Source organism: Micromonospora sp. CV4 (genome assembly GCF_003667455.1).
GTDB lineage: Bacteria > Actinomycetota > Actinomycetes > Mycobacteriales > Micromonosporaceae > Micromonospora.
In genome coordinates, this window is sequence record NZ_RCVI01000302.1 from 21,788 (window position 1) to 42,949 (window position 21,162).

Annotated in this window: 24 protein-coding genes and 3 tRNA genes; 15 read left to right on the top strand and 12 right to left on the bottom strand. The window is 72.0% G+C overall.

Annotated elements, in window-relative coordinates; translation table 11 throughout:
- Window positions 1-2: 2 nt before the first annotated feature.
- Window positions 3-758 (top strand): 2-phosphosulfolactate phosphatase, encoded by a 756-nt coding sequence (locus EAD98_RS20875; RefSeq protein ID WP_121655753.1) that lies wholly within the window; start codon window positions 3-5, stop codon window positions 756-758.
- A 125-nt stretch (window positions 759-883) separates the two neighbouring features.
- On the opposite strand, the gene EAD98_RS20880 is transcribed toward EAD98_RS20875, so the two are convergent.
- Window positions 884-2,935, bottom strand: a complete 2,052-nt coding sequence (locus EAD98_RS20880) for a carboxypeptidase-like regulatory domain-containing protein (protein WP_121655754.1) — start codon at window positions 2,933-2,935, stop codon at window positions 884-886.
- A 161-nt stretch (window positions 2,936-3,096) separates the two neighbouring features.
- Between EAD98_RS20880 and EAD98_RS20885 the strand changes: the two genes are divergently transcribed.
- From EAD98_RS20885 to amcA, 5 genes are all read left to right on the top strand, one after another.
- Window positions 3,097-3,450, top strand: coding sequence for a sterol carrier family protein (locus EAD98_RS20885; RefSeq protein ID WP_233578836.1), 354 nt, complete (start codon window positions 3,097-3,099; stop codon window positions 3,448-3,450).
- Window positions 3,451-3,617: 167 nt separating this feature from the next.
- Window positions 3,618-5,156, top strand: a complete 1,539-nt coding sequence (gene purF, locus EAD98_RS20890; RefSeq protein WP_121655731.1) for an amidophosphoribosyltransferase — start codon at window positions 3,618-3,620, stop codon at window positions 5,154-5,156.
- A gap of 62 nt (window positions 5,157-5,218) precedes the next feature.
- The gene (purM, locus tag EAD98_RS20895) at window positions 5,219-6,373 is read left to right on the top strand and encodes a phosphoribosylformylglycinamidine cyclo-ligase (RefSeq protein ID WP_121655732.1); all 1,155 of its coding nucleotides are present in this window, start codon (window positions 5,219-5,221) and stop codon (window positions 6,371-6,373) included.
- A gap of 130 nt (window positions 6,374-6,503) precedes the next feature.
- On the top strand, window positions 6,504-7,607 hold the full coding sequence (gene amcB / locus EAD98_RS20900; RefSeq protein ID WP_305034188.1) for a cyclophane-forming radical SAM peptide maturase AmcB: 1,104 nt from the start codon (window positions 6,504-6,506) through the stop codon (window positions 7,605-7,607).
- A complete protein-coding gene (amcA, locus tag EAD98_RS20905) occupies window positions 7,576-7,812 on the top strand; it encodes a multiple cyclophane-containing RiPP AmcA (RefSeq protein ID WP_121655734.1) in 237 nt (78 codons plus the stop codon). Before amcB ends, amcA begins: the two co-directional genes overlap by 32 nt.
- Before the next feature lie 143 nt (window positions 7,813-7,955).
- Here the strand turns inward: amcA and EAD98_RS20910 are convergent, their stop codons facing one another.
- Both EAD98_RS20910 and EAD98_RS20915 read right to left on the bottom strand, forming a co-directional pair.
- The gene (locus tag EAD98_RS20910) at window positions 7,956-8,171 is read right to left on the bottom strand and encodes a DUF3073 domain-containing protein (RefSeq protein ID WP_074315844.1); all 216 of its coding nucleotides are present in this window, start codon (window positions 8,169-8,171) and stop codon (window positions 7,956-7,958) included.
- Between the two features lie 304 nt (window positions 8,172-8,475).
- Entirely contained in the window at window positions 8,476-9,558 is a 1,083-nt protein-coding gene (locus tag EAD98_RS20915) for a Glu/Leu/Phe/Val dehydrogenase (protein ID WP_121655735.1), read from the bottom strand.
- 193 nt (window positions 9,559-9,751) lie between these two features.
- Between EAD98_RS20915 and EAD98_RS20920 the strand changes: the two genes are divergently transcribed.
- A complete protein-coding gene (locus tag EAD98_RS20920; protein WP_121655756.1) occupies window positions 9,752-10,591 on the top strand; it encodes a hypothetical protein in 840 nt (279 codons plus the stop codon).
- A gap of 250 nt (window positions 10,592-10,841) precedes the next feature.
- Window positions 10,842-11,051 carry a BldC family transcriptional regulator gene (locus EAD98_RS20925; RefSeq protein ID WP_007073996.1) on the top strand — a complete coding sequence of 70 codons (210 nt, stop codon included), beginning with the start codon at window positions 10,842-10,844 and terminating at the stop codon, window positions 11,049-11,051.
- A 91-nt stretch (window positions 11,052-11,142) separates the two neighbouring features.
- On the opposite strand, the gene EAD98_RS20930 is transcribed toward EAD98_RS20925, so the two are convergent.
- On the bottom strand, window positions 11,143-11,532 hold the full coding sequence (locus EAD98_RS20930) for a PPOX class F420-dependent oxidoreductase (protein WP_121655736.1): 390 nt from the start codon (window positions 11,530-11,532) through the stop codon (window positions 11,143-11,145).
- 53 nt (window positions 11,533-11,585) lie between these two features.
- On the opposite strand from EAD98_RS20930, the gene EAD98_RS20935 reads away from it, so the two are divergent.
- Window positions 11,586-12,365: a bifunctional 2-polyprenyl-6-hydroxyphenol methylase/3-demethylubiquinol 3-O-methyltransferase UbiG gene (locus EAD98_RS20935; RefSeq protein ID WP_121655737.1), complete on the top strand. Its 780-nt coding sequence runs from the start codon at window positions 11,586-11,588 to the stop codon at window positions 12,363-12,365.
- A gap of 58 nt (window positions 12,366-12,423) precedes the next feature.
- On the opposite strand, the gene EAD98_RS20940 is transcribed toward EAD98_RS20935, so the two are convergent.
- A complete protein-coding gene (locus EAD98_RS20940) occupies window positions 12,424-12,726 on the bottom strand; it encodes a hypothetical protein (protein WP_121655738.1) in 303 nt (100 codons plus the stop codon).
- Window positions 12,727-12,902: 176 nt separating this feature from the next.
- Here EAD98_RS20940 and EAD98_RS20945 point away from each other — a divergent pair, with 176 nt between their 5' ends.
- Together EAD98_RS20945 and EAD98_RS20950 are read left to right on the top strand one after the other, a co-directional pair.
- On the top strand, window positions 12,903-13,760 hold the full coding sequence (locus EAD98_RS20945) for a 3-hydroxyacyl-CoA dehydrogenase family protein (protein WP_121655739.1): 858 nt from the start codon (window positions 12,903-12,905) through the stop codon (window positions 13,758-13,760).
- Window positions 13,736-14,506 (top strand): enoyl-CoA hydratase/isomerase family protein, encoded by a 771-nt coding sequence (locus tag EAD98_RS20950; RefSeq protein WP_121655740.1) that lies wholly within the window; start codon window positions 13,736-13,738, stop codon window positions 14,504-14,506. The genes EAD98_RS20945 and EAD98_RS20950 overlap by 25 nt, the downstream gene beginning before the upstream one ends.
- 65 nt (window positions 14,507-14,571) lie before the next feature.
- Here EAD98_RS20950 and EAD98_RS20955 read toward each other — a convergent pair whose 3' ends face one another.
- A complete protein-coding gene (locus tag EAD98_RS20955; protein WP_121655741.1) occupies window positions 14,572-15,915 on the bottom strand; it encodes an ABC transporter substrate-binding protein in 1,344 nt (447 codons plus the stop codon).
- 155 nt (window positions 15,916-16,070) lie between these two features.
- On the opposite strand from EAD98_RS20955, the gene EAD98_RS20960 reads away from it, so the two are divergent.
- Complete coding sequence (locus EAD98_RS20960) at window positions 16,071-16,460, top strand: hypothetical protein (RefSeq protein ID WP_121655742.1); 390 nt, start codon at window positions 16,071-16,073, stop codon at window positions 16,458-16,460.
- Between the two features lie 31 nt (window positions 16,461-16,491).
- Here the strand turns inward: EAD98_RS20960 and EAD98_RS20965 are convergent, their stop codons facing one another.
- Window positions 16,492-16,914 carry a hypothetical protein gene (locus EAD98_RS20965; protein WP_121655743.1) on the bottom strand — a complete coding sequence of 141 codons (423 nt, stop codon included), beginning with the start codon at window positions 16,912-16,914 and terminating at the stop codon, window positions 16,492-16,494.
- 124 nt (window positions 16,915-17,038) lie between these two features.
- Here EAD98_RS20965 and EAD98_RS20970 point away from each other — a divergent pair, with 124 nt between their 5' ends.
- Window positions 17,039-17,746, top strand: a complete 708-nt coding sequence (locus EAD98_RS20970) for a DUF2786 domain-containing protein (RefSeq protein ID WP_121655744.1) — start codon at window positions 17,039-17,041, stop codon at window positions 17,744-17,746.
- A 24-nt stretch (window positions 17,747-17,770) separates the two neighbouring features.
- Here the strand turns inward: EAD98_RS20970 and EAD98_RS20975 are convergent, their stop codons facing one another.
- Window positions 17,771-18,298: an SRPBCC family protein gene (locus tag EAD98_RS20975; protein WP_121655745.1), complete on the bottom strand. Its 528-nt coding sequence runs from the start codon at window positions 18,296-18,298 to the stop codon at window positions 17,771-17,773.
- Between the two features lie 165 nt (window positions 18,299-18,463).
- Here EAD98_RS20975 and EAD98_RS20980 point away from each other — a divergent pair, with 165 nt between their 5' ends.
- On the top strand, window positions 18,464-19,390 hold the full coding sequence (locus tag EAD98_RS20980) for a hypothetical protein (protein WP_121655746.1): 927 nt from the start codon (window positions 18,464-18,466) through the stop codon (window positions 19,388-19,390).
- Window positions 19,391-19,455: 65 nt separating this feature from the next.
- Complete coding sequence (locus tag EAD98_RS20985; RefSeq protein WP_233578840.1) at window positions 19,456-19,836, top strand: glyoxalase/bleomycin resistance/extradiol dioxygenase family protein; 381 nt, start codon at window positions 19,456-19,458, stop codon at window positions 19,834-19,836.
- Window positions 19,837-20,009: 173 nt separating this feature from the next.
- Here the strand turns inward: EAD98_RS20985 and EAD98_RS20990 are convergent.
- The 4 genes from EAD98_RS20990 to EAD98_RS21005 form a co-directional block, all read right to left on the bottom strand.
- Window positions 20,010-20,083: transfer RNA gene (locus EAD98_RS20990), tRNA-Phe, on the bottom strand.
- Between the two features lie 99 nt (window positions 20,084-20,182).
- Window positions 20,183-20,256 (bottom strand) — tRNA-Asp (locus EAD98_RS20995).
- A 31-nt stretch (window positions 20,257-20,287) separates the two neighbouring features.
- Window positions 20,288-20,360 (bottom strand) — tRNA-Glu (locus tag EAD98_RS21000).
- Window positions 20,361-20,514: 154 nt separating this feature from the next.
- On the bottom strand, window positions 20,515-21,162 hold a 648-nt coding region (locus EAD98_RS21005; protein WP_147457456.1), incomplete at its 5' end, for a polysaccharide deacetylase family protein.

The following is a 21,162-nucleotide window of genomic DNA, read 5'->3' on the forward strand; positions in this document are numbered from 1 at the left end:
CCTTGGCGGCGGCCGTCTACGGCCAACCCGGGTCGGGCGCCCGATTCGACTGGGGGCTGACCGGGGCGGCTGAACTCGGCCGGGTCTGCGCCGCGCTGGTGGTGGTGGACGTGCTCTCGTTCACCACCTCGGTGGAGGTGGCGGTCGGCCGCGGCATGCGGGTGCACCCGTTCCCGTGGGGTGAGCAGGCCGCCGAGTACGCGCTGCGGGTCGGGGCTGTGGCCGCGGTGGGCCGTCGGCGGGTGACGGCGGAGCATCCGTGGTCGCTCTCGCCCGCCGCGCTGAGCACCGCGCCGGTGGTGGCGGACCTGGTGCTGCCCTCGCCGAACGGCTCCGCGATCAGCGCCGCCGCCAGTGCCACCGGTCTGCCGGTGGTCGCGGCGTGCCTGCGCAACGCCCGGGCCGTCGGGCGCTGGCTGCGCCGCCAGGGGTACGGCACGACGGACGCCCCGATCGGCGTGATCGCGTCGGGGGAGCGGTGGCCGGACGGTTCGCTGCGCCCGTCGGTGGAGGACCAGCTCGGCGCGGCCAGCGTGCTCGACGCCCTCTCCGGTGTGCCCGGTGGGCTCTCCGTGGAGGCGGCCATGGCGCTCGCCGCGCTGGCCAGCACCCCCGACGTGCCCGCGGCGGTGCGGGGCAGCGTCTCCGGCCGGGAACTGACCGAGAGTGGCTTCGTCGAGGACGTCGACGTAGCCGTCCGGGTCGGCGTGTCGGAGGTCGTTCCGGTGCTCCGCCACGGCGTGTTCTCCGCAGCCTGACCGACGCGAGTTCCCCTCCGGCCCGCCGGTGGACTCTGCGGCCTGCCGGTGGGCTCTGCGGCAGCGAAACGGCCGCCCGGAGATCCGAGCGGCCGTTTGCTGTGCCGTAGGTGGTGCGTGCCGGGTCAGTCGTCCAGCCAGTCGAGGCGTCGACCGCCCCGCTCGGTCGGCGGCGGGCTGTCCGCCGGTCGCGCCCGGCCGGTCTGCTGGCCGTAGCCGCCCTGGTCGTAGCCCCGGTCGTCGTAGCCGCCGCCGCGCTGCGGCGGGGGTTCCTGACCGTAGCCGCCCTGGTCGTACCCACCGGTCTGCTGGCCGTAGCCGCCCTGGTCGTAGCCCCGGTCGTCGTAGCCGCCGCCGCGCTGCGCCGGGGGTTCCTGACCGTAGCCGCCCCGGTCGTCGTAGCCACCGGTCTGCTGGCCGTAGCCGCCCTGGTCGTAGCCACCGGTCTGCTGGCCGTAGCCGCCCTGGTCGTAGCCGCCAGCCTGCTGGCCGTAGCCACCGGTCGGCTCCGCCGCCGGACCACCGTACGGAGCCGGATCGGGCTGACCGTAGCCCTGGCCCTGCTCCGGCTGGTAGACGCCGGTGGCGTACGGGTCGGCCGGAGCCGGGTAACTCGTGCTGTCGCCGTTGTACCGGCCGGTCGGCTCGTCGAAGCGCTCGCCGTAGCCCGCGCCGCCCGCGGGAGCCGGCGGGTAGCCGGCCGCGCCGGCCGGGGCCGTGTAGTCGCGGCTGCCGTAGCCGCCGCCGGAGGACGGGGCGCTGCCGTAGCCGCCACCGGAAGCCGGTGCGCCGCCGTAGCCCGCGCCGGAACCGGGTGCGGCGCCGTAGGCGTCACCGGCTGGGCCGGCGCCGTAGCCACCCTCGGGGGTCGCCGCCGTGCCGTAGCCGCCGCCCGAGGCCGGGGCGTTGCCGTAGCCGCCGGCACCGTACCCGCCGGGCGCCGGCTCGTCGCCGTAGCCGGCGCCGCCCCAGTTCTGCTGGCCAGCGCCGCCGTACGGCTGCGCTGGCGCGCCGTACGGATCCGGTGGGACGTCGTCGACCACCGGACGGTGCATCATCGTCGGCGCCTCGCTCAGCGCCGCGCCGCCGACCATGGTCGGGTCGGGTGCGCCCAAGGGTCGGTTGACGACCCGGGTCTGGTCGTCGGCCCCGCGGAAACCGCCCCGCGCCGCCGGCACCGCGCCGGCACCCGCCGGGTCGTCATCCTCGTCGCCGTTCTCCTTGCGCCGCATCCAGAGCAGCACGATCGTGCCGACACCAGCGGCGACGAGCAGACCGCCGAGCAGGATGATCATGTACGAGCCGATGCCGCCGCCCTCGTCCTCGTTGGAGGCGTTCGCCGGGGGGCCCGCGGTGGCTTCCTCGGTGGGCTCCTCCTCGGCGCCCTCGTCGAGCGGCTCCTCGGTGGGGGTGGCCTCGGCGGTGGCGGACGGCGTGGCGCTCGGCGTCACCTCGACCTTGATCTCCAGGCTGATCCGCTGCCCGGTGATGGCCTGACCGGCGCTGGCGTTGAGGGACTTGGTGGCGAGCACGTTGTCGAAGCTGGCGCCCAGGTCGATCCGGCCCGGCGCGATCGGCTTCGCGGTGGTGCCGGTGAAGCGGAAGTTGCCGCTGCCGTCGCTGGTGGTGTCGTAGCGTCGGCCGGTGCTGTCCTGCAGCATGACCACCGCGTTCGGCACCGCCTTGCTGTTGGCCTTCGCGACCACCTTGCCGGAGACCGACCGCACGGTCTGCGCCTCCGGCGGCGGGGGTGGCGCGGCCTTGCCCTTGACGGTCAGCGAGACGGTGGCGGTGTCCGGGCCCGACTCGGCCTCGACGGCCACGGTGACGGTGGCGGTGGCGTCACCAGCGTTGTCGTTGGCCGCGATCCTGACCAGCACCGACCTGGTCGGGTTGCCCAAGCCTCCGTCCGGGAGATCCACATCGCCGCAACCGCTGGCGCAGCTGACGCCCGACGGCAGCCCGGAGAGGCTGATCTTCGCCTTCTCGTCGCCGTTGTCACCCGTCACGCGTACGGTGATCGTGGCATCGCTGCCGGCGTTCACGGTGACCGAGCCAGGTGACACGTCGACGCTTGCGGCCAGGGCTGGTGTGGCGGGGACGGCGAGCAGAGCGCTGGCAACCAGCGCTACGACCACACCGGCCCGCTGCTTCCAGGCACGTCGGTGTGTTGACACGTCCACCGCCTTCCGGACTGACTTCCCTCTGACCGGCGGGGCGCCGGGCCGGGGATCATCACGGTACGAATACGCCGTCGGCAACTATGCCTTGTCTGACTGGATCGGCGCGACCCAGGGCCAGCGTCAGGTGTTCTGCCTGCGGGTCGTATCGTCCCGTCGTGTCCTCTCCGTACAGTAAGTCCACCGCCGTTGCGGCGGCGTTGTCGGCGCTCGACGAGGGGCGTACGCCCGAAAGGCCGGTACTCCGGGAGGCGGTCCGGTCGTTGTTGGCCGGCCTCGCGGAGCGCGCCCCCGGCCGATCGGTGGAGGTGCGCGTCCCACCATACGGTGCGATCCAGTGCGTTCCCGGTCCTCGACACACCAGGGGAAACCCACCAAACGTGGTCGAGATGGCCCCGGACACCTGGCTCGCGCTGGCAACCGGGCGAATTGACTGGGCTGAGGCGGTCACCGAGGGTCGCGTCCAGGTGAGCGGGGTCCGGGCGGACCTCTCGGCATATCTGCCCCTCTAGCTGCCCCGATGTCCGGCCCTCAGTGACGCTCGGCAGGGAAACCGTGACTTTCTGTATTGACGACGATTCGCGTACACTGTCAGGCGACGACAGTGGTCCCGGCCAAGGAGTGTGGATCCACCCGTGATCCCCGCCCGGCCGGTCCAGACCAGCATGAGGGAGCGGTAGTGCCCCGAGGCGACGGCCGGCTGAGCCACGACCTTGATCCCCAACGACCCGGCCCCCAGGACGCCTGTGGCGTCTTCGGCGTCTGGGCCCCGGGGGAAGAGGTCGCCAACCTGACCTACTTCGGTCTCTACGCCCTGCAGCACCGCGGCCAGGAGGCGGCGGGCATGGCGGTGAGCGACGGCTCCGGCGTGGTGGTCTACAAGGACCTCGGCCTGGTGGCCCAGGTCTTCGACGAGCCCACCCTGGCCAGCCTGCGCGGCCACCTGGCGATCGGGCACGCCCGCTACTCCACGACCGGCGCCTCGAACTGGGAGAACGCCCAGCCGACGATCCGGTCGACGAGTGCCGGCACGACGATCGCGCTGGCCCACAACGGCAACCTGGTCAACACCACGGAGCTGGAGAAGGAGGTCGCCGAGCGCGGCCTCGTCGCGGACGGCTCGACCAACGACACCTCGCTGGTCACCATGCTGCTGGCCAGCCGCCCGGACCTGTCGGTCGAGGCGGCCGCACTGGAGGTGCTGCCGCAGCTGCGGGGCGCGTTCAGCTTCGTCTTCATGGACGAGTCGACGCTCTACGCGGCCCGTGACCCGCACGGCGTACGCCCGCTGGTCCTCGGTCGTCTGGAGCGCGGCTGGGTGGTGGCCAGCGAGACCGCCGCCCTGGACATCGTCGGCGCCAGCGTGGTGCGCGAGGTCGAGCCGGGCGAGCTGATCGCGATCGACGAGGACGGGCTGCGGTCGACCCGTTTCGCGTCGCCGGAGCCGAAGGGCTGCCTCTTCGAGTACGTCTACATCGCCCGCCCGGACGCCACGATCGCCGGGCGCAACGTGCACGCGGCGCGGGTGCAGATCGGTCGGCAGCTGGCCAAGGAGCACCCGGTCGAGGCCGACCTGGTGATCCCGGTGCCCGAGTCCGGCACCCCGGCCGCGATCGGCTACGCCGAGGCGTCCGGCATCACCTACGGCGCGGGCCTGATGAAGAACCCGTACGTGGGGCGCACCTTCATCCAGCCGTCGCAGACCCTGCGGCAGCTCGGCATCCGGCTGAAGCTCAACCCGCTGCGGGAGAACGTGCGGGGCAAGCGGCTGGTGGTGGTGGACGACTCGATCGTCCGCGGCAACACCCAGCGGGCCATCGTGCGGATGCTGCGGGAGGCGGGGGCGCTGGAGGTGCACGTCCGGATCTCCTCCCCGCCGGTGAGCTGGCCGTGCTTCTACGGCATCGACTTCGCCACCCGGGCGGAGCTGCTGGCCAACGGGTTGGACAACGACGGCATCCGGCGTTCCATCGGTGCCGACACGCTCGGTTACGTTTCGCTTACCGGCCTGATCGCGGCGACCGAGCAGCCGAAGACCCGGCTGTGTCGGGCGTGTTTCGATGGGGAGTACCCGATCGAGCTGCCGGCTGGCAACCTGATCGGCAAGCACGTGCTCGAAGGGGTGGGCCGACGGGTCGCCAACTCGGCACCGGAGGCCCCGCACACCAACGGCCCGCTCGTCGCCACTCCGGGTGGCGTGACCGCAAACCGCCCGTAGCACCAAACTGGCGCGGCCCGGCCACCGCCGGCGCGGCACCGAGAACCACAAAGGGGAGAACCGTGACGCACGTGTCCGAGCGCAGCGGCGCAGGAAGCAGCCCGACCGGCGCCGGCGGCGACCGCCAGCTCTGGACGGCCGGCGCCGGCCGTCAGGCGCGCAAACGCTCGGTCTCGTACGCCGACGCCGGGGTCTCCATCGACGCGGGTGACCGCGCGGTGGAGCTGCTCAAGTCGAAGGTGCGCCAGACCCGTCGCCCCGAGGTGCTGGGCGACCTCGGCGGCTTCGCGGGCCTGTTCCGGCTGGACACGACGAAGTACAAGAACCCGATCCTGGCCTCCTCCACGGACGGCGTGGGCACCAAGCTGGTGATCGCCCAGCAGATGGACATCCACGACACGGTCGGCATCGACCTGGTCGCGATGGTCGTCGACGACCTGGTGGCCTGCGGTGCCGAGCCGCTCTTCCTGCTCGACTACATCGCCACCGGTGAGGTCGTGCCGGACAAGGTCGCCGAGATCGGCGCGGGCATCGCCGACGGCTGCCGGTACGCCGGCTGCGCGCTGCTGGGCGGGGAGACCGCCGAGCACCCCGGCGTGCTCCGCCCGGACGAGTACGACATCTCGGCGACCGGCGTCGGCGTGGTAGAGGAGAGCGACATCCTCAGCCCGGACCGGGTCGAGGTGGGTGACGTGGTGATCGCCATGCGCTCCTCCGGTCTGCACTCCAACGGCTACTCCCTGGTCCGGCACGTGCTGCTCGGCGCGGCCCGGATGCGGCTGGACATCGTGATCGACGACTTCGGCCGGCAGCGGACCCTGGGTGAGGAGCTGCTCACCCCGACCAAGATCTACGCCAAGGACTGCCTCAAGCTGATCGCCGAGGCCGAGGTGCGGGCGCTGTCCCACGTCACCGGCGGCGGCATTCCCGGCAACCTGGTCCGGGTGCTTCCGGAGCACGTCGACGCGGTGGTCAACCGGTCCACCTGGAAGCCGCAGCCGGTCTTCGACCTGATCCAGTCGAAGGGCCGGATCGACGACTCGGAGATGGAGTCGACCTTCAACATGGGTGTCGGCATGTTCGCGATCGTCTCGGCCGAGGACGCCGACCGGGCGCTGGCCACGCTGACCGGCCGTGGGGTCGAGGCGTGGCAGGCCGGCGAGATCATCGAGGGCACCGGCAACGTGCAGATGGTTGGCCAGCACACCCGCGGATGATCACGCTCTGGTGATCGTACGGGCACCTGATCAGGGCTTCACCCGAGTGGCCAATGCCGCCTAGCCTGAAGGGCACCCTCAGGCTAGGCGGAGGAGGGCGATGGCTGCTCGGGGACGGTCGTTCAGCGGGATGCGTGGTCTGGCCACGGTCCCGTCCTACGTCGTGATGCAGCCCACCACCCTCTGCAACCTCGACTGCGCGTACTGCTACCTGCCGTTCCGGGCCGCCGACCGGCGTATGCCGGTGCCGGTGGCCGAGGCGGTGGCGGCGGCGGTCAACCCGTGGGCGGCAGCCGGCCGGTTCTCGGTGGTGTGGCACGGCGGCGAGCCGCTGGCGGCCGGCCGGGAGTGGCTCGCCGACCTGATCGCGCCGTTCGGGCCCGAGGTCGAGCACCACGTGCAGACCAACGCCACGCTGATCGACGACGACTGGTGCGCCTTCTTCGCCCGGCATGACGTGCGGGTGAGCGTGAGCGTGGACGGACCCCGCGAGCGCAACGGCGACCGGGTCAACCGGGGCGGTCAGCCCGCGTACGACCGGATCATGCGCGGGGTGGACGCGTTGCGCCGGCACGGCCTGCCGTTCTCCGCGCTGGCCGTGGTGTCCCGGCCCGAGCCGGGGCTCGCCGCCGAGCTGTACGACTACTTCCTCGGCCTGGGCTGCGACGTGTTGGGCATCAACGTCGAGGAGACCGAGGGCGTCAACACCCGCGACAATCGCCACGATCCGGCGGCGGTGACCACGTTCTGGGCCGAGCTGGTGGCGGCCTGGCGCCGGGAGCCCCGGATCCACCTGCGTGAGATCGAGTGGTCGCTGCGCTACGCCGCGGCGGTGCTCGACGACTCGGCGGACGCGGTGCTGCCACGCCGGCTGGACCCGATCCCGACCATCGGGCACGACGGCTCGGTGACCGTGCTCTCCCCGGAACTCGCCGGCTTCACCGACCCCCGCTACGGCGACTTCAGCAGCGGAAACGTGCTGACCACCCCGCTGACCGAGATCCTCACCGGCGCCGGGGAGACCCCGTGGGTGGGCGAGTTCCTGACCGGGGTCGAGGCGTGTCGGGCGTCCTGCCCGTACTTCGGCTTCTGCGGTGGTGGTCATGCCGCCAACCGGTACTTCGAGTTGGGGCGCTTCGACGGTACGGAGACCGAGCACTGCCGCAACAGCAAGATCCGCCTACTGGAGGGAGTGTTGGAGCATGCCAGAGACCATCAGTCACCGGCCACCTGAACGCGGAGTGGATGACGCTCCGGACGGAGTCGCCGAACGGGTGCGGGAGGTGGCCCCGGGGCTCGTCGCACTCCTGCAGGAGGCCGAGGACGCGCGGCGACTGCGGGCGGAGGTGCCGGGCGGGGGCGGCACCAGCGCGGTCTGCGCCTGGAACCACTTCGAGAACATCCCGACCTTCTACAACTGGAACAACCGACCCCGCTGAGGGCGACCGCGTTCAGGGGCCTGTCGAACGGCCGGAGTCGTCTCCGGCCGCGCCAGGCCCCTGAGCGTCGGCACTGGTCCCGCTCTCGATGGGCAGATGCATGAGCACGCGGGGGTCACCGCGTGCTCAGCTGCGTCGAGAGGTCAGCGGGTCGGACGGATCCAGGGATCCGGGTCGTCGTCCGCGTGATCCTCATCATCGTCGTCGACGAACTCTTTAGAGTCGTCGTCGAAGTGGTGCTCAGACTTACCAGCACCCGCCAGTTCACGCTGCAAGGCGGTGAGGTCGGTGTTCGGGGAGTGGTACTTCAACTCCCGGGCCACCTTCGTCTGCTTGGCCTTAGCACGGCCGCGCCCCATGGCTCGACCCCCTCGCACAGAATGCGGGGCAGCCCGAAGGCGGGCCCCGATGACGTCAGGCATCTCTCGTGGCTCTTACGGTACATGGGGATGCCATCGTTCGGCACCTCGGGTTACCGTCAGCCGGCTCTGCGAGTCGCGGCGATCCGGCCGTCACCCAGTGTACCTGGTAAGGAGCGGAGCGGAGAGCACCCGTGACACCGGACAAAACACCCTAAACGTGGACCGGGCCTCAGCCTACCGATCGCTGGCCGGCGGTGGGCCCGGAGGCGGATCCGGTCGTCGGTCCGCCTCCGGGGGACGCTCAGCGCAGGTGGATCGTGCGGAGGCGGCCGACCTCGGCCATCCGCCGCTCCGCCAGCCGGTCCGCGGCCACCGCCGGGGGCACACCTTCGGCGTCGGCCAGCTGCAGGATCTGACGGGTCGTGTCGTAGATCCGGGTGGCCCGAAGCTTCGCCCGGTCGAAGTTGAAGCCCTCGATCTCGTCCGCCACCTGGATCACGCCGCCGGCGTTGACCACGTAGTCCGGGGCGTACAGGATGCCCCGGTCGGCCAGCAGCTTCTCGATGCCCGGGTGGGCGAGCTGGTTGTTCGCCGCCCCGGCGACCACCTTGGCGCGCAGCGCCGGCACGGTGTCGTCGTTCAGTGCCCCGCCCAGCGCGCACGGGGCGTACACGTCGATGTCCGCGGCGACCAGCGCGGCGGCGTCGTCCACCAGGGTGATCTGCGGGTGGTTGGTGCGTGCCCACTCCTGCGCCTTCGGGCTGACGTCGGTGGCCACCACCTCGGCGCCGTCCTCCAGCAGGTGCCCCGTCAGGTACTTGCCGACCTTGCCCAGGCCGGCCACACCGACCCGGCGGCCGCGCAGGCTCGGGGTGCCCCACACGTGCTCGGCGGTGGCCCGCATGCCCTGGAAGACGCCCCAGGCGGTCAGGATCGAGGAGTCACCCGCACCGCCGTGCTCCACGCTGCGGCCGGTCACGTAGCGGGTCTCCCGGGCCACGACGTCCATGTCCGCCACGTAGGTGCCGACATCACAGGCGGTGTAGTAGCGGCCGGCCAGCGACTCCACGAAGCGGCCGTACGCGCGCAGCAGCGCCTCGCTCTTGATCTGCTCGGGGTCGCCCCAGATGACCGCCTTGCCGCCGCCCAGGTCGAGCCCGGCCAGAGCGTTCTTGTACGCCATCCCGCGGGACAGGTCGAGCACGTCGGCGAGCGCCGCGTCCTCGTCGGCGTACGGGTAGAAGCGGGTGCCGCCCAGCGCCGGCCCCAGCGCTGTGGAGTAGATCCCGATGATCGCCTTCAGGCCGCTCTGCTTGTCCTGGCAGAACACGATCTGTTCGTGACCGGTCGAGACCGGGTCGTCGGTGCTCGCGAATACGCCCATGGCTTGCTCCTGGAGTGGGGTGCGCCCTTGTGGGACGCGGACCTGGTGGACCCCGGCGGGGATGCTGCCGGTGTGGTCGAGCCTAGTATCGGCCGCCCTGGCGTCGCCCGACGCGCCGCCGCCGTCTCACGTTGCGGCGCGCGTGGTCCGGCCGCTGACCGCGTCCGGGCGCGGTTCGTGGGAGGATCGCGCCGTGCCGTCGCTCTTCGCTTCTTACCTGCGCGTGTACGAACCGCTGACCGCCTTCGACCGGGAACGGCAGAGCTACTGGCGCCGCTACGTCTCCGAGGGACGGGCGGTGGCCCCGGTGGAGGGTCCCGGCCGGCAGCGGACGGCGGTGATCGAGGCGCTGGGCGCGGGCTGGACGCGGTTGCCGGACCCGCCGGAGGAGGCGTACGTCCTGGAGACGGACGACAGCCTGCTGGTCTGCCCCTGGAACCTGCGGATCCGGGTCGCTGAGGCGGCGCTCAGCGCCCGGGACGGGGTGCCCTCGGTGCTCGCCGACGCCTTCGTGCCTCCGGTGCTGGCCGGGCAGGCCAGGGCGGTCGTGGACGACTGGCGCAGCGGCGCCCGGGTGCTGGAGCACGGGGTGCCCCGCGTGCACGAGCAGATCGCCACCTGGGGTGTGCCGCTGCGCTGGTTCGTGCTCTTCGACCCGGCCGAGCGGGACCTGGTCACCCAGCCGGGTCGCCGGGCGCTGCGCTACCGCACCGAGATCTCCAAGGCCCGCCGCCGCTCGTCGCGGGCGCTCTCGGTGCTGCGCAAATCGGTGGGCGAGGCCCCGATCACCGAGGCGGTGGAGGAGGCGGCCCGCTGGCTGGAGGAGTTCCACCCGCGCTCGGTGGTGGAGCTGGACTACGGCGGCCTTGTCGACCTGCTCTCCGATGAGACGCTGGCCGCGGACGACTCCCCTGAGCTGGTCGCGAGCGGCCTCGCCGGGCTGTCGCGTGGTGAGGCCGACGAGGCGTCCGCCGCGTACGACAAGCTGGTGGCACGGTGGCGTGCGGTGCAGCTGCTGGAGCGGTGCAACTGAGGCAAATCGCCCGCAGAGCGCTCCCAAGGCGAGGTGTGCTCGTAGTTGACGCATCACGAACCGTGATCATGAGTCCGAATAAGGTACTTTCTGCCGTGTAAAAGTCGTAAAAATCGGGCATGGTTCATCCGTCCGTCTAGGGACCTTCATCCGTTCGGCCCATGTCGGACATCGGGGACTAGCCGGACCATGGGAGACGCGTCGGCCGGCGGGACCCCGGCCGATGTCTATACATGTGGAGGAGTGACCGATGGCATCGCGAACGCACGAACCAGAGCCGCTACTCACGCCGGCCGAGGTGGCGTCGATGTTCCGTGTCGACCCGAAGACGGTGACCCGGTGGGCCAAGGCTGGCAAGCTCAGCGCCATCCGCACGCTGGGTGGTCACCGTCGATACCGCGAGTCGGAGGTCAGGGCGCTGTTGCAGGGCCAGATCCCGCAGCAGCGGCAGGGCGACTGAGCGCAGGTTTTCCGGTCAGGGGCGGTGGATCGCGATCCGCCGCCCCTTTCCATGCCGGTCGGCGTCAACCGGCCGCAGACCCCGTCCGGCCTCAGCCCTGCCCCTCGGCGAGCGTCACCCGGATGCCCACCGTGCCACCCTCGCCCCGGCGCAGCCGGCTGCCGAGCAGGCTCAGCCGACCGAGCAGCCGGTACTTGTGCTTGAGCAGGTCGCGTACCCGACCGGTGTCGCCGTTGCCGTAGATCGTCGCGTGCGCGGGCACCTCCGCCCCGTGCGGCCGGCCCCGCACGTCGCACGGCGCCACGGTCACGTCGCCGTTGCGGCGGATCCGCTTCACCTTGCCCGAGTCGGCCCGTGTCCAGACCGCCAACGCCTCGCCGTCGCGGACCGACCAGACGGGCGTCGGCACCGCCCGACCGTCCTTGCGGAAGGTCGTGAGCAGGATGTACTTCTCGGCCGACAGCCGGTCCAACGTGGTCACGCCGCCAGGATACGACCGCTGCGGGCTGCTGAGTGGCCGGATAGCGTGACGTCATGACGGGGGAGCCTCAAATTGGTGACGTGATCGGCGAACTGCTGCGGGACACGCTCGCCGTGGCCACCGGGGTGGGCCCTCGACCTCTGGTCGGTGGGCGGCTGCCCCGACCGGTCATCGAGATCATTGAACGGGACGACGGGTTGATCAATGGTGCGCCGGCCGCGCACTACCTGGACGGCCCAGCGGACTGGCAGCCGTACGACCACCGGGCGGTGGACCGGGTCCGGGGCGAGACGCTGGACATCGGCACCGGCGCCGGCCGGATCGCGCTGCTGCTCCAGGAGCGCGGCGTACCGGTCACCGGGCTGGACACCTCGGCGGGCGCGCTGGCGGTGAGCCGGCGCCGCGGCGTCCGACGTCTGGTGCACGGCACCGTGGACACGCACGTCGCCGACGGCCAGCGGTACGACACGTTCCTGCTCCTCGGCAACAACCTGGGGCTGTTCGAGGGGCGGGAGCGGGCACCGCGCTTCCTCGCCGCGCTGGCCGCACTGGCCCGGCCGGGAGCGCAGATCATCGCGCACGGCACCGACCCGTACGGCACCCGCGACCCGCTGCACACCGGCTACCACGAGCGCAACCGCCGCCGGGGCCGGCTCGGCGGCCAGCTCCGGCTCCGCCTGCGCTACCGCGAGCTGGGCACCGAGTGGTTCGATTATCTGGTCTGCTCGGCGGAGGAGTTCGACGCGCTGGTGCGGGGCAGTGGCTGGCGGCTGACCGATGTGGACGACCGGGACGCTCCCTACTACCTGGCCACCCTGCGCCTCGCCGGCTGACGCCACCAAGGGGCCCCTGTCATCGCCTGCCGCGTGACAAGGACCCCTGGCGCACGGCTCAGACCTGGACGGTCGGGGGCAGCGGCTCGGGCGGGAGGCCGCCGTCGCCGTCGACCACCTCGTCGGGGGTGCCGTCCTCGTCGATGTCGACCATGGTGATGTCCACCTTGCCATCACCGTTGGTGTCGAACTGGAACAGGTCGGCCTTGCCGTCGCCGTCGGTGTCCACCACCCACACGTCGGTCTTGCCGTCGTTGTTGGTGTCGGCGCGCAGCAGGTCGACCCGCTCGTCTCCCCGGGTCTCCACCGTCTCGCCGTCGGTGCTGCCCGGGTCGGTGACGCTCTCCGGTGCCTGGCTCATGTCGACTGGTCCTTCCCTCGGTTGACGGGCGGTCTGTACCCGATCCCGCGCTCCCCCACGCATGGGCCTGCTCCCCGTGCTGCATAGGGTCGCACCATGAGCGAGCGGACCAGGCGGATCACCCGGGCCGGCGTGGCGGGGACCCCGCGCGCCGCCGGGCGGGACAGGGAGGCGTGATGAGCGATCGTTTCGTGGTCGTCGGTGCGGGCACGATGGGGCTCGGCATCGCGTACGTGGCGGCCGGGGCGGGCTACGCCGTCGAGCTGGTCGAGGTGGACCCTGACCGGGGCGCAACCGCGCTGAACCGGCTCGCCGAGCTGTGGGAGCGGGCGGTGCAGCGCGGGAAGCTGAGCGCCGACGACGCCGCGGCGAACCGACAGCGGGTGACGCTGCGCCCGTCCCTGGCCGAGGTCGCCCCCAACCCGGAGGTGATCGTGGAGGCGGTGCCGGAGCGGCTCGACCTGAAGCGGGCGGTGCTGCGCGACGCCGCCGCGCTGCACCCGGCGCTGCTGGGCAGCAACACCTCCAGCATCGCGATCGGCGACCTCGCCGCCGGTCTGGACAAGCCCGAGCGCTTCGTCGGCCTGCACTTCTTCAACCCGGTCTGGGCGATGGCGCTGCTGGAGATCGTGGTCGGCCCGGCCACCGCCGGGGAGACCACCACCGCGGCCGTCGCGCTCGCCACCCGGCTGGGCAAGGACCCCGTCGTGGTACGCGACCTGCCCGGCTTCGCCACCTCGCGGCTCGGGGTCACCCTCGGCCTGGAGGCGATCCGGATGGTCGCCGACGGGGTGGCCAGCCCGGCCGACATCGACAAGGCGATGGTGCTGGGCTACCGGCACCCGATCGGGCCGCTGGAACTGACCGACCTCGTCGGCCTGGACGTGCGGCTGGACATCGCCCGCACCCTCCAGGCCGCGTACGGGGATCGGTTCGCGCCGCCGCCGTTGCTGGTGGAGATGGTGGCCGACGGGCGGCTGGGCAAGAAGTCCGGGCACGGCTTCTACCGGTGGGAAGGCGGTGCCAAGCAGTGAGCGGGGCAGGACTGCGGATCGAGGAGCGCCCGGACCGGCTGGTGGTCACCCTGGACCGGCCGGAGAAGCGCAACGCCATCGACGCCGACCTGATCGCCGAGCTGCACCAGGTCTGCGCCGAGTTGGAGGCGCGTCCCCGGCTGCTGCTGCTCACCGGGGGCGCGGCGGGCATCTTCGCCGGCGGCGCCGACATCGGTCAGCTCCGCGAGCGGGGTCGCACGGACGCACTGGCCGCGATCAACTCGGCCGCCTTCGCCCGGATCAGGGCGCTGCCGATGCCGAGCGTGGCAGCCGTGGACGGTCCGGCGCTGGGCGGTGGCGCGGAGCTGGCGTACGCCTGCGATCTGCGGGTGTGCACGGCGCGGGCGGTCTTCGGCCAGCCGGAGGTCCGGTTGGGCATCCTGGCCGGCGCCGGCGCGACCCATCGGCTGCCCGCGCTCATCGGTGAGGCCCGGGCGAAGGAGCTGCTGTTCACCGGCCGGCGGGTGGATGCCGCCGAGGCGCTGCGGATCGGTCTGGTGAACCGGGTGGTGGACGAGCCCGCTGAGCTGCTGGCGGTGGCGCACGGGCTGCTGGACGAGATGGCCCAGGGTTCGTCGCTGGCGCTGCGGCTGACCAAGCTGGCGGTCGACGCCCCGGCGGCCGCGCACCCGCAGCTCGACCTGGTCAGCCAGGCGGTGCTCTTCGAGGACGAGGAGAAGCACCGCCGGATGACCGAGTTCCTGGAGCGTCGCCGGCCCCGGTGATCTCCGAAACGAAACGGCCGCACCGGCGGGATGCCGGTGCGGCCGTCGAGGTCCGCGGTCGGTGCTCAGTGCCGGATCTGCACTCCGCTGTCGGCGAGCGCCCGGATCACCTGGGCGGATTCGCCGAAGCCGATGACCAGCACGGCGTCCGCGCCGAAGTCCTTGATCTCCTTCGCACCACCGGTGAAGTCGACCGGCGGAGCCTTGGCGTCGGCCGGCGGCTCGTAGGTGAGCAGCTTGATGCGGTCCTCGGCGATGCCGGCCTTCTGCAGCTCGTCACGGGCGGTGGCCTGGAGGCCCTCGCCGTAGGAGTCCTTGCGGGCGACGATGACGATCTTCTGCGACCCGTCGCGGAGGATCACGTCGGCCAGCGCCCGGCCCTGGAGGCTGTCCGGCGGGGCGGTCCGGAAGTAGAGGCCGTTGTCCTCCACATCGGTCAGGCCGGCGTCGGTGTTGCACGGCGAGAAGAGGATCTTTCCGGCCTTCACCACGTCCGGCAGCACCGCCCGGGAGATACCGGATGCGCCGGCGCCGATGATCAGGCTGACGCCGTCCGACACGTGCTTGGCCACGGTCGCCTTGGCCACCGTCGGGTTGGTGCCGTCGTCGCCGTCCACCCAGGTCACCGGCTTGCCCAGCGCGCCGCCAGCGGCGTTGACCTCTCTGATCGCCAGCGCCGCGCCGGCCGCCATCGGCGCGTAGGAGAGCGCCAGGTCACCGGTCTTCGGCAGCAGGCCGCCCAGAATCAGCGGCTCCTGGTCGGGCTTGTCTCCCGACGGCTGCTTCTTCGGCTTGGGCGGCGTCTTGGTGCTCGCCGCCGACTCGGTGCCCGCCCCGACGAACTCGGTCTTGCCGTCGTTGATCTGCTGCCCGTCGAAGGTCAGCGTCGCGTAGCTCGCGGTGGCCGGCTCGCCCTTGTCGGTGAAGCCCGCCCGGGTCAGCGACACGCTGCGGTACTCGATGTCCCGCCCGGCGCGGGCCAGCGTCAGGCAGGTAACCGGGTCCTCGCAGCGTTGACCGTTGTTGGTCACGCCGACGATCTGCTTCGCGATGGCCGCCGGGTCGGTGCTCCCGGCCAACTGGGCGGCGAGCACCCCGATCACGACCGCGTCGTACGTCTCGGCGGAGTAGAGGTAGTCCGTCAGCGCCGGATCGACGGACCGTAGCCGGCTCTTGAAATCCTCCGGTAGCGGGGTGAGCGGCGTCGTTCCCTTCATCCCATCGACGAGATTGGCACGTTCCTTCAACTCCGCAGGGTAGGAGTTGAGCATGTTGCCGTCCGTGCCATAGAGGCGCACCTGTTGGGCGCCTTTCTCCTCGGCCTTGTCATTCCCGCACGCGCTTGTGGCAAGCAGGATCGTCGCGCAGGCAGCCAGTGAGGCCACCCGCGAGCGGCGTGATACGAGCATGGTCGTCCTTCCTCCGGCGAAGGTCCGCTGCGCACATTAGCGTGCCCGGGCCAGCGGCGGGACCGTGGAGGTGGCGTAATGCGCAGGTCGCCCGCCTTGAACACGGAGAGTGACGGTCGGCGGGGGCCTTGACCGCCTCTCCTACTGTGCGCTGAGTGACGGACCTACCACAGCAGACGTTCGATGACGCGGCCGCCGTGCTCCACTCGGCGCTCGCCGGGGATGGCGACGCGGTGGTGGGGGCATTCGACGCGGTCGTCGAACGCGCCGGCCTGAGCGGCGCCTACGGGGTCGCCTGGTGCCTGGCCGCGACCATGCTCGGTGACGCCCCGCGCGGTAGCGGCTGCGCCCTGGACTTCCCGGAAATCGATCAGGCGGATTACGACACCCGCTGGGTGGCCCGCTTCGTCAGCGCGTACGCCAACCGGGACGTGCCGACCGGGGAGGCGCTGTTCGGCGCGGCGGAGGCCGACGGGCTGCTCCCGGACTGCCTGCTCACCCTCGCCGGGTCGACGATCGCCACCCTGCGCAGCAGGGCCGGCTGACAGCGCCGCCCGGCGCCCCCCGGGCAGTCGCTCAGAACGCGTGGTACGCGACCAGCGGCTCGTACTCGTAGCGCAGGTTGTCGAAGCGGACCCGGAAGTTGACCCCGTCGCGGACATTGGTCGCCACCACCACCCAGCCGGAGTTGGCCGGCAGGTAGGTCCAGTAGTTGCAGGCGCCCGTCTTGTCGACGAATATCACGCACGCCTCGGTGCCGTACGCGCTGGCGTTGCGTACGTTGATGTCGCGGCATCGGCTCGTGGTGCGGTACGTGCCGGCCTGACCGCCGTAACCGCCGGTCTGGAAGTAGGACCGGACGGCCCCGCCGTAGCAGGTGGCGAGCGGCGCGAAGAGGTTCACCTCGGGGCCGGCCGGCGCGGCCACGGCGGGCGTGCCGAGCGAGAGCAGTGCCGCGGCCGTGGCGGTGGCGAGCAGGCGGGCGCTCGTGGATGACATGCATGCCTCCGAACAGTGGGGTTGACCGTCCGTACAGGACTGTGGATCCGATCGTGACGATGATACGTATCGATCAATGCCGGCGCGGCCCCGTGCCGGACGGAGGATGTGATAGCTCTGGGGGATGTCCGAGGCCATGCTCAGCAAGGTGCGCAAGCTGCTCGCCCAGGCCGAGGACCCGGCCTGCACGACGGCGGAATCCGCCGCGTTCACCGCCAAGGCGACCGAGTTGATCGCCCGCTACGGCGTGGACCGGGCGCTGCTCGCCGCGCGGGACCCGGCCACCGACCCGGTCGGCGACCGCGTGGTGGACATCGTCGCCCCGTACGCCCGGGACAAGGTCGGCCTGCTCGCCGCGGTCGCCGAACCGTTGCGCTGCCGCTGCGTACGCCGCCGGCAGGGCAACGGGTTCGCGCTGCACCTGTTCGGCTTCGCCAGCGACCTGGAACGGGTCGATCTGCTCTTCACCTCGCTGCTCGTGCAGGCGGCGCACGGCCTGGCCGGCACGGCGGTGCCGGCGGGCGAGCATCCGGCCGCCTTCCGCCGGTCCTGGCTCGCCGGCTTCGCGCAGGTGATCGGGGGACGGCTCTGGGCGGCCGAGACGGCGGCGGCCAGCGGCTCGGGTACGCCGTCGGTGGCGCTCGTGCTGGCCGACCGCTCCGACCGGGTGCAGCGGCGACTAGCCGAGCAGTACCCACGGCTGCGCACCGCGCCGCCGCGCCGGTTGGCCGGCACCGGCTTCGGGTCCGGGGCGGAAGCTGGACAGCGCGCGGACCTGGGCGGCCGGGACCTCGGCGGCGGCACGGTCAGGGAGCGACGACTCGGCCGTTGACCGACCGCGGAGCGGGGCCGTCGGTCAGGCCGGGGTGGTGGGGTGGCGACGCGACACCGTGGCGAGGTAGCGGGTGAGCAGCTCGTGCCAGCCGGCGGTGAGCGCCTTGCGGTAACCCTCGGCCGCCTCGCCGTGCCGGTCGAAGTGCCGGTGCTCCAGCTCGACCCGGGTGCGCTCGGGGCCGTCGGGGAGAAACAGCACCTCCACCTCGCTGGCCCGGGCCGGGTCCGGCACCGGCACCCGGTCCGGACCGATCTGCCAGACGAAGACCAGCCGGCGCGGCGGGTCCCAGGTGAGCACCCGGCCCCAGTCGGCGCGAAAGCCGTAGGGGCCGATCTCGTAGAGCATGCCGCCGGCCCGCGGCTCCATGCCCAGCTCGGCCAGGGCCTCCGGACCGGACCAGGTGTATTCGGTGACCCACCACTCGGTCAGGTCGTCGGTGAAAACCGCGAACGCCTGCTCGGCGGCGCCCGGGACGAGGAGGGTGCACCGTAAGGAGAACCGTTCCAGGTCCTGCCGAATGTCGGCCGGATCAGCCATCTCCTGTCCCATAGGCCCGGACCATACCGGCTGATGCCCGGGTGTGCAGCTTCGCAAGGTGCCCGGTTCCGGACAGAGGGTCGCCGGACCGTCACGGACGGATGGCCGGCGAGAAAGCGGGTAACCGCGCCGGACGGCCCGGACTGGTCGGGCGGGAGTGCGGCGGAGCGGGAGAGCATGAGCGAGAGCGCGCAGCAGCGGAAGCCGGACGGGGACGTGGAGCGGCCGGACCCGGCCGACCGCGGTGGGGATCCGGATGTCCTGCTCGACATCCCGAAAGTCTCGGTCGACTCGATCCGGCTGGCCGTGGACGGGCTGGACGCGGACCTGTCTCTGCGGGCCCGGTTGGCCAACCTGCTCCAGCTCGACGCCGGCGTACGGGTGCACCTGCAAGGCGTCGAACTGGACATCAACGGGGTGCACGCCGAGGCACAGCTGCGGGTGCGGCTGGAGCAACTGGTGGCCATTCTCGGCCGGGCCCTGGAGACGATCGACAACAACCCGCAGATCATCGAAGCCATCTCCCGGACGGCCGGCGCCACGATCGACGACGTCAACCGCAGCACCCAGCAGTTGGCCACGGGGGCCGCCGAGGTCACCGGGTCGGCGCAGCGCACCGGCGACGTACGCGACCGGCAGGTCGGCGCGGGCGCCGACCGGAACCGACCGGGCCCGAGCCGTCCCGGCCCGGGCGAGCCGGGCCGCGCCGAGCCCGCCGGTCCGGGCGGACGCCGCCCGGAGGATCGCCCACCCGAGCGGCAGGGGACGCCGGGGCCGGGACCCGAGGGGAAGGGACCTGAGGGGAAGGCGCCCGAGCGGCCGGGTGCCGAGCAGCCGGGACCTGAGCGGCAGGCCCGTGACCAGAGCGGCGGATCGACGGCTCCCGGCCCCGGACCCTCAAGGGGTGGCGATGCCGGTGGGCAGGGCGGTGCCGGGCAGGGCGGTGCCGGTGGCGGACCGGGTGGGGCGCAGGCCGCTGCGCAGAGCGCGGCGCAACTCGCCGAGCAGGCGGGGGAGACCCTGCGCCAGGCCGGGCGCAGCGTGTGGGAGGCGATCCAGGGCGGCATGGCGCAGCACCGTCAGCAGGGGCGCCGGGACGACTGACGCCAGCCGGGGAACTTGCCTCCACCACGGTGACGTGAAGGCGCTGATAACGTCCACCTGTGTCGATGTTCCGTACGCCGCAGGTCATCCTCTTCAGTGCGGACGTTCCGCGCGCCGTCAGGTTCTACTCGGGTCTCGGGTTCACCGAGACGTTCCGGGTCCCGACCGAGGGCGAGCCGATTCACGTTGACCTCGTGCTCGACGGCTACAAGATCGGGATCGCCTCGGTCGCCTCCACCCGCGATGATCACGGCCTCGACCCGGTGCCCGAGGGCCAGCGGGCCGCCGTGATCCTGTGGACCGATGACACGGCTTCCGCGTACGCCCAGATCACCGGGAGCGGCGCTCCCGCGCTGGCGTCACCCCACGAATGGCTCGGTCGCCTGCTGATCGCCTGGACCGCCGACCCGGACGGCAACCCGATCCAGATCGTCCAGACGCTCTGACCCGTACGCGATCCGCCGGCCGGCTCTCCGACGGGTCCTACCCGTGGCCGGGGGGCCCGCTGTGGAGGCAGGTGCGGCCGGCGGGATGCGAGGCCGCAGCCAAGCGGGATACAGCAAGATCCCCACCTGCGTCTCCGCTGGTGGGGATCTCTGTAGCCCGGCGAAAGGCTATGTGGCCAGGGGCGGGGTCGAACCGCCGACCTTCCGATTTTCAGTCGGACGCTCGTACCAACTGAGCTACCTGGCCGTACCGCTCGGCTCATGCTACCCGCCAACCGGTCGAACCGTTGGCAGGGTCACACGCTCCGATACGCAGAACGCCGCGCTGGGCGCGGCGTTGGCGCTGCGGTCCTGACGGGACTTGAACCCGCGACCTCCGCCTTGACAGGGCGGCGAGCACTCCAACTGCTCCACAGGACCTAGCTTGTGTTGCTCCGGCTTGCGCCGGTCGTGCCCCCAACGGGATTCGAACCCGTGCTACCGCCTTGAAAGGGCGGCGTCCTGGGCCGCTAGACGATGAGGGCGGCCCCGCCATCATTGCACATTCGCAACATCAAGCGGACTTGCTCCCATCCGGCCCCGCCGGAGGCTTGGAAAGCATACGTGATGCGTGGTCGGTCGACAAAACCGGTATGGCCGGGGCCGCGAATCCAGGCATTACCGCAGGTCAGAGCCGGTCTAGCGGAGTCGGGTGATGCCGAAGCGACGCTTCAGGTCGGCGATCACGTGCGGGCAGGCGGCGAGCGTCGCGCCCCGGTTACCGCCGCCGTCGTGCAGGAGTACGACGGCGCCGGGACGGGCGGCGGAGTGGACCCGCTTGGCGATCGTGACGGCAGTCGGCTTGTCCCAGTCCTGTGGGTCGACGTTCCAGTGCAGCGGCCGCATGCCGAGATCCTTCGCCACCGCCAGCACCTCCGGCGTCCACCGGCCGCCCGGCTGCCGGTAGAAGGGCACCGACGCCTTCGGGGCGGCTGCCTGGATGGCCTTGTTCGTCCGGGCCAGGTCGGCCCGGATCTCGGCAACCGGCCGTCGAGCCAGCTCGAGGTCGTGCCGCCAGCTGTGGTTGCAGAGCTGATGTCCCTCCCGGACGATGCGCCGGACCAGCTCCGGGTGGCGCCGCACCTCCTGACCGACCAGGCAGAAGGTGGCGGTCACGCGGGCCGCCCGCAGCTGGTCGAGCACCTTGGGCGTCCACGCCGGGCTGGGCCCGTCGTCGAAGGTCAGGGCCACCGGGCGTACGCCGGTGCTGCGGCGTAGGCCGGCCGACCTGGCCGAGGCGGTCTCGCTCGCCGTCGCGGTCCGTGACTCGCTGGACCAGTCGCGGGG